The sequence below is a fragment of the Kitasatospora sp. NPDC087314 genome, from assembly GCF_044744365.1.
Taxonomy (GTDB): domain Bacteria; phylum Actinomycetota; class Actinomycetes; order Streptomycetales; family Streptomycetaceae; genus Kitasatospora.
In genome coordinates this window covers 187,883-197,083 of the sequence record NZ_JBIUYE010000020.1, presented here as the reverse complement: position 1 = coordinate 197,083, position 9,201 = coordinate 187,883, and the positions used below count along the sequence as shown (strand labels likewise).

Genomic DNA, 9,201 nt, shown 5'->3' with positions numbered 1-9,201 from the left:
ACCGACAACCGCTCCGCCACCCGCCGACCCGTCTTACCCGTGCCACCCACCACGAGCACCACACCGGCATCGACCGGAAGATCCACAACACCCTTACGCGTCATCCCAACCACCTCATTCGAAGAAACGGGGAAAACCGACGGGACCGACCCGCCGAAGACGCCGAGGGCGTCCAGCCGGTCCGACGCGATCCGGGGGCTCCGTCCGATCGGCGAGCCCGTTCGGTTCGTCGTCATGGCACCATTCAAATCCACCCCGAGTCGGCGAACCATAGCCACCGCACTCACGTCCATGCGCGAGCGTCTACACCGCCCACCAGCGGCTGTCCGCCCGCGCAAGGCCGCCCGCGAGGCCGCGGCCAGGGTTCGACCACCACCCACCACAACACAGCCCACCCCCGCCGGAAAGACCTTTCCACCGCGCCTCGACCCCTCCTCGACCTCCCCGGGAAATCACCGTGAAAGGGGCCGGAAAGGGAGCAGGGGAGGCGGCATGGAAATCCCGGCGGAATCCAGTCCGGCATCCCGCCGGGACGGCTCGACGGCGGCGGCCTAGGGCCTGTCCGGCGGATCTTGCCGGATCAACCCGCGGCGTTGGGCGCCCGTCTGGGCGTGCGCCCGGATCGTCCTCGTACTGGACGTACTTGGGCGATTCGGGCGTGCGTCCAGACGGGATGCCCGGCGTCGCGGGCCCGGCAAGATCCGCCGGACAGGCCCGAGCACCCCCACGGCGGCTCGACGCGGCAAGTAGGCCCGCGCACCCGGGTTCGGCACCGGTAGTCTCACGGCTGCTCCAGACCTGTGGAAAGGCGAATCATGGCCCAGCTGATAGTCCTGCTCGCCGCGATCTCCGTGGTGTTCTCGCTGATCGCGTTCAACGGCGGCAACGCCCCGATCGGCGTCCTGTTCGCCGTCGTCGCGGCGTCGCCGATCATCTTCCTCGGCTACGCCGTCGTGACCAGAAAGCGCGCCTCCTCGGACACCGCACCGCAGTTGACGGCCGGTCGGCGCAAGGGACGGACGATCGCGCTGCGGGTGGTCGCGCTGGCGATGGTCGGGTCCCTCGGGTACGGCGTCTACTGGGTGATGTTCGAGCCGAAGGCGAGCGACAAGGCACTCGGCCGGATCTCCGACCTGGACGCGGGCTGCGCGGGCACCATGGCCCGCAAGTACTTCCCGAAGACCGCCGAGCACACCGGCGCCGGCCCGCACCCGGTCGCGATGTTCACCGTCAGCGAGTCCGGCTCCTCGCACCCCGCCGCCCCGGCCGGCGGCTCGCCGGACTACTGGAGCGGGTCGCACCTGGACCCGTACCGCGTCCAGCTGATCGCCTGTCTGGACTCGCCCGGCGAGGCCGAGTTCCTGACCGACTGCAAGTTCACCTCGGACTCCCTCAAGCTCTACCGGGGCACGTACGAGGTGAGCGTGTACGAGGCCAGGACCGGCAAGAAGGTCGGCACCGAGCACCTGCTCGGCAGTGCGAAGCCCAGCTGCCCGGGCATGGTCTACCTGAAGAAGGACGTCTCCAAGCTGCACACCGAGCCCGAGTTCGCGGACTACCAGCAGGTGTTGCGCAAGTACGTCGAGCAGTAGGCCCGCTCCCTGGCCCCGGCCCGCCGGGCGCAGCCGCCACGGCTGCGCCCGGGAGCGCGCCACCCGGCCTCTCGTCCGAGGAGGGGAGCAGCCGGGTCAGACCAGCCAACTCAGGACGGTCCAGGCGCCGTTGGGCAACGGGGAGAGGGCGAGCGTCGGCACCGGGAGCAGCGCGGCGCTCACCCCCCAGTAACGGCGCCCGCGCAGGCTGGTGAGCCGGCCGAGGCCGAGGTTGACCAGCCACCACAGCAGCCCGAAGACCGTCCAGAGGACGGCGAGGGCCACCACCCACACCATCGGGCCGTCGTTCTCGGTGGGCTCGCGCCGTCCGAGCCCGAGCCGGACCAGCGGGTAGTTGAGGAAGAACAGGAGCGTCACCATCAGCGGAACGGAGGCGACGAACCCCAGGACGATGTTGACCGCCGCCGGGGCCGCCCACACCGCCCGGCCCGCCCACGTCGCCCGGCCCGGCTGCGGCTCAGGCACCACGGAGGGGCGCACCGCGCTTCTCCAGCTCGTCTGCCACGGTGCTCCTCCAGCCCTCCCCGCCCTGGCGCAGACACATGACCAGCGCTTTGCCATTCACATGCGCATCGATCGCCTTCGAATCCGGGGATCGGACAACCCCGGCGCGCAGGTTTCGTCGCCCGTCGCCCGAGGGGAGGAGCGCCGCCCCGGGCGGCCCCTCGACCCCCCGCCCCACGACGGGCACCGGCCTCCCGGCACCCCGGCGACACGAGAGGACCGCATCGTCCCCGCGTCCCCTCCGCCCCCCAGGCAGAATGACGGAGAGGGCGTCACCACTCACCGAGCGTGACGAGCGTGCCCCGGTGTGGTCGCGGGCGAAGCGGGCAGACGCGGGGCCTTCCGTTTCGAGGAGCGAAGGAGGCCCGTCGTGGCCGATCACGCGAAGCCGTCCGCACCCCGGACACCGGCCGATCCCGCCGGTGGATCCCTGGTCGTCGAGACCGACGTGCCGGCCAGGCTGGACCGGTTGCCGTGGTCCCGCTGGCACTGGCGGATCGTCATCGGCCTGGGCACCGTCTGGATCCTGGACGGCCTGGAGGTCACCATCGTCGGCAACATGGCGGCCCGGCTCGCCCAGCCCGGCAGCGGCATCAGCATCACGACGGCCCAGGTGACCACCGTCGCCGCCGCGACCTACGTGGCGGGCGCCTGCAGCGGAGCCCTGTTCTTCGGCTGGCTGACCGACCGGCTCGGGCGCAAGAAACTGTTCATGCTGACGCTCGCCGTGTACCTGGCGGCGACCGCCATCACCTCGCTCTCCTGGACGGCCTGGTTCTTCTTCCTCTGCCGCTTCTTCACCGGCTTCGGCATCGGCGGCGAGTACGCGGCGATCAACTCGGCGATCGACGAGCTGATCCCGGCCCGGGTGCGCGGGCGGATCGACCTGATCATCAACGGCAGCTTCTGGGTCGGCGCCGCGATCGGCGCCTTCGCGTCCATCGCGCTGCTCGACACCTCGCTCTTCGCGACGGACGTGGGCTGGCGGCTCGCCTTCGGGATGGGCGTGGTGCTGGGGCTGGCGATCCTGCTGGTCCGCCGGCACGTCCCGGAGAGTCCGCGCTGGCTGTTCACCCACGGGCGGGCCGAGGAGGCCGAGAAGGTGGTGGCCGAGGCCGAGGAGATCGTGGAGCGGGAGACCGGCCGACCGCTGCCGCCGGTCACCGGGAAGCCGATCAGGATCCGGGAGCGCGGCCCGCTCGGCTTCGTCACCCTCGCCCGCACCGTCGTCCGCCGCTACCCGCGCCGCACGGTGCTCGGCCTCGCGCTGTTCATCGGCCAGGCGTTCCTCTACAACTCGGTGACCTTCGGCTACGCCGTCATCCTCACCACGTACTTCGACGTGCCGGAGGGCGACACCGGCTACTACTTCGCGGTGATCGCGGTCGGCAACTTCCTCGGCCCGCTGCTGCTCGGCCACCTCTTCGACTCGGTCGGGCGGGTGCCGATGATCGCCGGCACGTACATCGGCTCCGGGCTGCTCCTGTTCGGCACCGCCGCGCTCTTCCAGCGTGGCGCCCTCTCCGCCGCCGGCATGACGGCCTGTTGGACGGCCGTGCTCTTCCTGGCCTCCGCCGGGGCCAGCGCGGCGTACCTGACGGTCAGCGAGATCTTCCCGCTGGAGACCAGGGCGATGTCCATCGCCTTCTTCTACGCCGTCGGCACGGCGGTCGGCGGCATCAGCGGGCCGCTGCTCTTCAACGGGCTGGTGAGCAGCGGGAAGGTCTCGCGGACCACGCTGGCGTTCTGCATCGGGGCGGCGCTGATGACGGCCGCGGGGCTGGTGGAGGCCGCGATCGGCGTCCGGGCGGAGGGGCGCAGCCTGGAGTCGCTGGCCACCCCGCTGAGCGCCGTCGAGCCGGCCGAGAGGTAGCGGGCCGTCGGGCACTCGGCCTCGGGGCACTCGGCCTCCGGATTCGGGCGTCGCCGGGCTCCGGCAGCGGGTGCCCGGCCCCGACATCCGGCGGGCCGGTGCGGACGGGGCCGGGCCGCGACGGTCACCGCCACAGCGACGGCCGTCGCGGCCGGCAGCCCGACCGCACACGTACCCGAGGCTCAGGCGTGGGCGCCGGCGCACTCCGGGTGTCCCCAGCTGCCGCCCACCTTGGTGATCGTGTCGCCCTTGGCGTACGGGCGGGTGCACGGGCAGGTGCCGGCGAATCGGGCGGACAGGGTCCGCGAGCCGCCCGAGGAAGCCCGCTTCGGCTTCGACCCGGCCGAGGAGGCGGCGCGGGCGCCGCGCGAGGGGGAGGTCCGGGCCGGTTCCGGCTCGGGGAGGTCCGCGCCCGTCCCGCCCGCGGCCTCCTGGCGGCGGGCGGCGTCGCTGGCGGCCTTGTCGGCGATGGCGTTCAGCGGGTCGCCGTTCACCTGGTGGGCGGGAACATACACGAAGGTGACGTCCCGCCCCTCCAGGAGCGCGTCGATGTGCTGGATCAGCGCCTGGTTGGCCACCGGCTTGCCGGCGGCGGTCTTCCAGCCGTTGCGCTTCCAGCCGACCAGCCACTTCGTCACCGCGTCGCGGGTGTACGTGCTGTCGAGACGGACCTCCAGCGGTACGGCGGGGTCCGTCGCGACCAGCAGCTGCTCCAACGCCGTCAGCTCGCCCACGTTGTTGGTGCTGTGCCCGAGCGGACCGGCCTGCCAGCGCTGCGGCACCCCGGCGGCGTCCGCGACCACGTAGGCCCAGGCCGCCGGCCCGGGGTTGCCCTTGGCCGCTCCGTCACAGGCTGCGATGAGTCGTTCGTTCATGCCCCGATCATGCCAGGGCCGGGCGGGTGCCCCGAAGCGCCGGTCAGCTGCGCAGGAGCAGCAGGAGCAGGGCGGCGGACCAGCTGAAGTTGGTGGAGTTCCGCCCCTCCCCCGTCAGCGGGTCGTAGTTCTCCCGCAGCGGCCCGTCACCGCCGAGGCCGGCGGCCGTCGCCAGCAGCCGGTCCGTCGCCTGCCGGGCGTCCTGGTTCCAGCCGTACCGGCGCAGGCCCTCGATGGCGAAGTAGGTCTGGTCGAGCCAGGCCAGGCCGCGCCAGTACCCGGCCGGATCGAAGTACGCGGAACTGCGGGCCACCGTCGGGAACGGCATCGCGGTGCCGAACTCCGCCGGGTCGAGCAGCAGCCTGCGCACCGCCCGGGCCTGGGCGGGGGTGGCGGTGCCGGACCAGAGCGGGATCGCCCCCTCGATGCCGCGCCCGCGGGCGGTGAGCCGTGCCCCGGTGGCCAGGTCCGTGTCGTGGAACCAGCCCGTGGCCGGGTCGAACATGGTGTCGCGCACGGCCCGGTCGATCGCGTCGGCCCGGCCGCGCAGCCGCTGGGCGGTCGCACGGTCGCCCAGTTCGGCGGCGATGGCGGCCAGGGAGCGGTGGTCGGCGGCCAGGTAGGCGTTCAGGTCGACGGACCGCTGGGTCAGGGACCAGCCCAGCAGGGCCCCCTGCGTGCCGTGGTTGGCGACGACCGTGGTACCGAGCGCGGTGTCGAAGCGCGGCGCGTTGTCCATGCCGGACTCCCAGGCCGCCGCCAGGACGCAGTCCTCCGGGGCGGCGTTGCCCGGGTCGACCGTGGCGCCGTACTCGCACAGGCCCTCGCCCTCGTGGTCCCGGTTGCGGTACCACCACTCCTGGTAGGCGGTCAGCCTGGGCAGCATCTCGCGCAGGAACGCGCGGTCGCCGCCGTGCCGGTAGACCTCCCAGACCGCCCAGGCGGCCAGCGGGGGCTTGGAGTTGCGCTCGTTCCAGTTGCCGCCACCGGTGCTCGGGTCGTTGTAGAAGACGCAGTCCGGGATCATCCCGGCGTCCTGCGGGCGGTCGGCGGAGTCGGGTCGGATCTGGTGGTCGAACATCGCCCGGATCTGGTCGGCGGCGAGGCCGGGGGCGAAGACGGCGGTGCCGGCGGCCTGCTTCCAGGTGTCCCAGGCCCAGACCCCGCTGAACCACTTGTACGAGAGCGAGGGCGTGATCGCGTCGTGCCGGATCCGCCCGGCCGGGCTGCGCCAGTTGGTGACGAGGGTCTGTACGCACTTGACGGCGTCCCGGCGGCGCGCGGCCGGGACGCCCTCGGTCGCCCGGGCGACGTACCCGGCCCACCGGGCGGCGCCCGCCGCCGCGACCCGGTCCGGGGCGCGCAGCGCGGCGTCCGCCTCGACGGCGGCGCGGGCGTACTCGGCGTCGGTGAACGTGTAGCTCTCGGTCCAGGCCAGGGTGCGGGCCGCGCCCGGTGCCAGCCGTACGGCGTCGGCCAGTTCGGTGCGGTGGCTGTCGCCGCTGACGGTGGTGCGGACCGGCGCGGCGTGGCGGACCTCGAAGCGCTCGGTGCCGTCGGTCAGGTAGTCCCACGTCCGCCGCACGCGCGCGAAACGGACGGCGACGCCGCGCTCGGCGGCGACCAGGTGGGGTGCGTCGCGCTGCGGGGCGTCGGCCGGGCGCAGCAGCGTCCCGGTCCAGGCGACCCGCAGGGTCCGCTCGCCCGCGCCGTCGTTGGCCAACCGCGCCCGGACCAGGGCGGTGCGGTTGCCCGCGAAGCGCAGTTCCAGGGTGAGCTCCAGTCCGCCGCCGAGCTCGTAGGACTGCCGCAGCAGGCCGGGCAGCGAGATGAGCCGGGGGGCTGCGCCGCCGGCGAGGTCCAGCGCCCGGCCCTGCTCGCTCAGGTGGATCCGGCTGAGGCCGTCGCTGAGCCACCACGGGTACTCCTGGGCCACGTGGAGCGGGCCGGTGAAGCCGCCGAGCGGCTCCTGCGGGCGCGGCAGGGCGTAGGCGTGCCAGGCACCCAGGTCGGCGAAGACGTTGATCGGATTGTTGCCCCCGGCGTCGCCGGGGTAGGCCTGCGCGGGTGTGCCGTGCAGGTCGAGGACGTCGGCGTAGCGGTCGAGCAGGGCCGCGGTGCCGTTGTCCGCCGGGCCTGCGGTGCCGTCGTCGGCCGGGGAGGTGGGGCGCTCGTCGGCGACGGCCGCCGGCGCGACGCCGGTCGCGGCGAGGGCGGTGCCGGCGGCGACCGTGGTGGCCAGGACGTGGCGGCGGGTCAGTGGCTTCATGCGCGCTCCTCGGCAGGGGTGGAGGGGGACGGGGAGGCGGACGTGCGGGACACCGGCCGGACCCGGAGGACGGCGGCGCCCAGCGGTGCGAGGGTGACGCCCTCGGCGACGTCGGTGCCGGTGAGCAGGTCGGTGCCGGGTTCGCCCAGCGTCACCCGGCACGCGGCGGAGCCGTGGTTGAGCAGGAACAGGTAGCCGGTGCCGTCCTCGGCGCGGCGGCGGGTGGCCTCCACGCCCGCCGGCAGGTCCGCCACCTCGGCGGCCACCCCGGCCTCGGCGAGCGGCAGGTCGAGCACCCGGCCGACGTCCGCGCCGAGGTGGCAGCCGAGGTACCAGGCGCTGCCGGTGCCGTGCCGGTGCCGGGTGACGGCCGGGAGGCCGGCCAGTTCTCCGGAGGCGTAGCGGGCGACGGTCTCGGCGCCCTCGGTGTCGATCCACTCGCTCCAGTGCTCCGCCCGGAGCTCCGCCCCGCCCTGGTCGAGCCGGACGGCGGTCGCCGCCCCGTCGGGGATCGGCCAGTGCTCGTCGACGACGACGCCGAACAGCGGCCGCAACGGCCCCGGGTGGCCGCCGGGGTGGATGTGGTCGTGCCGGTCGCTGATGCCGCTGAACGGGCCGCAGACCAGGTGGCCGCCCGCCGTGACGAAGGCGGTGAGCCGGTCGGCGGTGGCGGTGTCGAGCAGGTACAGGTTGGGGGCGAGCAGCAGCCGGTAGCCGTCGAACTCTCCGGTGGGCGGGACGAAGTCCACGGTCACGCCGCGGTCGTGGAGCGCCGCGTACCACGGCCGGAGCAGGTCGAGCCAGCGCATCCGCGCGGAGGGGTGGTCGTCCAGTTCCAGCGCCCACCAGCTGTCCCAGTCGAGCAGGACGGCCGCCTGCCCGCGCATCCGGCTGCCCGCGAGCTCCCCCAGCCGGCGCAGGTCGGCGCCGAACCGGACGGTCTCGCGCCAGCCGCGCGAGGCCGTGCCGCGGTGCGGCAGCATCGCGCTGTGGAACTTCTCGGCCCCGGCCACCGAGGCCCGCCACTGGAAGTGCAGTATCCCGTCCGCGCCCCGGGCCAGCGCCTGGAGTGACCAGAGCCGGTACAGGCCGGGCCGCTTCGGCAGGTTGACGGGACGCCAGCTGACGGCCGAGGGGGCCTGCTCCATCAGCAGCCACGGTTTGCCGCCCTTGAGCGAGCGCATCAGGTCGTAGTTCATGGCCGCGGTGACGTGCGCGCGGGGGTCCGCCGGGTCGGGGTAGGCGTCGTCGGAGACGAGGTCCTCGTGGCGGCTCCACTCCCAGTAGTCCAGCGACTTGAGCATCGACATGAAGTTGGTGGTGACCGGCACGCCGGGCGAGACCTCGTCGAGGACGGCCTTCTCGGTGCGGTGGAGGGCCAGCAGCGCGTCCGAGCAGAACCGGCGCCAGTCCAGCAGCTGGGTCGGATTGACCGGTCCGGGCGCGGTGCGCGGCGGCTCGATCTCGTCGAGCGACCCGTACCGCTGGGACCAGAAGGCCGTCCCCCAGGACCGGTTGAGCTCCTCGACGGTGCCGTGGCGCTCGCGCAGCCAGCGCCGGAAGTCGGTGGCGGAGGCGGGGCAGAAGCACTCCTGGACGTGGTCGCCGTACTCGTTGTGGATGTGCCACAGGGCCAGCGCCGGGTGGTCGCGGTAGCGCTCGGCCAGGGCCCGGGTGAGCCGGGCGGCGGCGGCCCGGTAGACGGCGGAGGAGGGGCAGTAGTGCTGACGCGAGCCGAACTCCAGCCGGACGCCGTCGGCGGTCACGGGCAGCAGCTCCGGGTGGGCCCGCACCAGCCATGCCGGCGGCGAGGCGGTGGCGGTGGCCAGGTCGACGGCGATGCCGTGGCCGTGGACGAGGTCGAGCAGGCGGTCCAGCCAGCCGAAGTCCCAGACGTCGGCGTCCGGTTGGAGGCGGGCCCAGGAGAAGACGCCGACGGTGACCAGGTTGACCCCGGCCTCGGCCATCAGCTTCACGTCCTCCGCCCACACCTCCTCGGGCCACTGCTCGGGGTTCCAGTCCCCGCCGTGGAGGAGGCCGGGCACACGGGTGAGTGCGTTCATGCGG

At 73.7% G+C, this 9,201-nt stretch carries 6 protein-coding genes and 1 pseudogene; 2 read left to right on the top strand and 5 right to left on the bottom strand.

Features of this window, described 5'->3' with window-relative positions; translation table 11 throughout:
• A pseudogene (locus ACIO5E_RS35310) lies at positions 1 to 236 on the bottom strand (hypothetical protein); the annotation flags it as partial.
• Between the two features lie 579 nt (positions 237 to 815).
• Between ACIO5E_RS35310 and ACIO5E_RS35305 the strand changes: the two are divergent.
• Positions 816 to 1,592, top strand: coding sequence for a hypothetical protein (locus ACIO5E_RS35305; RefSeq protein ID WP_400675946.1), 777 nt, complete (start codon positions 816 to 818; stop codon positions 1,590 to 1,592).
• 96 nt (positions 1,593 to 1,688) lie between these two features.
• Here ACIO5E_RS35305 and ACIO5E_RS35300 read toward each other — a convergent pair whose 3' ends face one another.
• Positions 1,689 to 2,078 (bottom strand): hypothetical protein, encoded by a 390-nt coding sequence (locus ACIO5E_RS35300; RefSeq protein ID WP_400675944.1) that lies wholly within the window; start codon positions 2,076 to 2,078, stop codon positions 1,689 to 1,691.
• A 409-nt stretch (positions 2,079 to 2,487) separates the two neighbouring features.
• Here ACIO5E_RS35300 and ACIO5E_RS35295 point away from each other — a divergent pair, with 409 nt between their 5' ends.
• On the top strand, positions 2,488 to 3,990 hold the full coding sequence (locus ACIO5E_RS35295) for an MFS transporter (protein ID WP_400675942.1): 1,503 nt from the start codon (positions 2,488 to 2,490) through the stop codon (positions 3,988 to 3,990).
• Between the two features lie 182 nt (positions 3,991 to 4,172).
• Here ACIO5E_RS35295 and ACIO5E_RS35290 read toward each other — a convergent pair whose 3' ends face one another.
• The 3 genes from ACIO5E_RS35290 to ACIO5E_RS35280 are packed head-to-tail and all read right to left on the bottom strand — an operon-like array spanning position 4,173 to position 9,197.
• A complete protein-coding gene (locus ACIO5E_RS35290) occupies positions 4,173 to 4,865 on the bottom strand; it encodes a ribonuclease H (protein WP_400675940.1) in 693 nt (230 codons plus the stop codon).
• A gap of 43 nt (positions 4,866 to 4,908) precedes the next feature.
• Complete coding sequence (locus ACIO5E_RS35285) at positions 4,909 to 7,134, bottom strand: MGH1-like glycoside hydrolase domain-containing protein (RefSeq protein ID WP_400675938.1); 2,226 nt, start codon at positions 7,132 to 7,134, stop codon at positions 4,909 to 4,911.
• Entirely contained in the window at positions 7,131 to 9,197 is a 2,067-nt protein-coding gene (locus tag ACIO5E_RS35280; protein WP_400675936.1) for a beta-galactosidase, read from the bottom strand. The genes ACIO5E_RS35285 and ACIO5E_RS35280 overlap by 4 nt, the downstream gene beginning before the upstream one ends.
• Positions 9,198 to 9,201 lie beyond the last annotated feature (4 nt).

Bases quoted from the DNA above. Each gene is read 5' to 3' on its own strand.
- ACIO5E_RS35305 (WP_400675946.1), top strand. From the start codon at position 816: ATGGCCCAGCTGATAGTCCTGCTCGCCGCGATCTCCGTGGTGTTCTCG.
- ACIO5E_RS35290 (WP_400675940.1), bottom strand. From the start codon at position 4,865: ATGAACGAACGACTCATCGCAGCCTGTGACGGAGCGGCCAAGGGCAAC.
- ACIO5E_RS35285 (WP_400675938.1), bottom strand. From the start codon at position 7,134: ATGAAGCCACTGACCCGCCGCCACGTCCTGGCCACCACGGTCGCCGCC.
- ACIO5E_RS35280 (WP_400675936.1), bottom strand. From the start codon at position 9,197: ATGAACGCACTCACCCGTGTGCCCGGCCTCCTCCACGGCGGGGACTGG.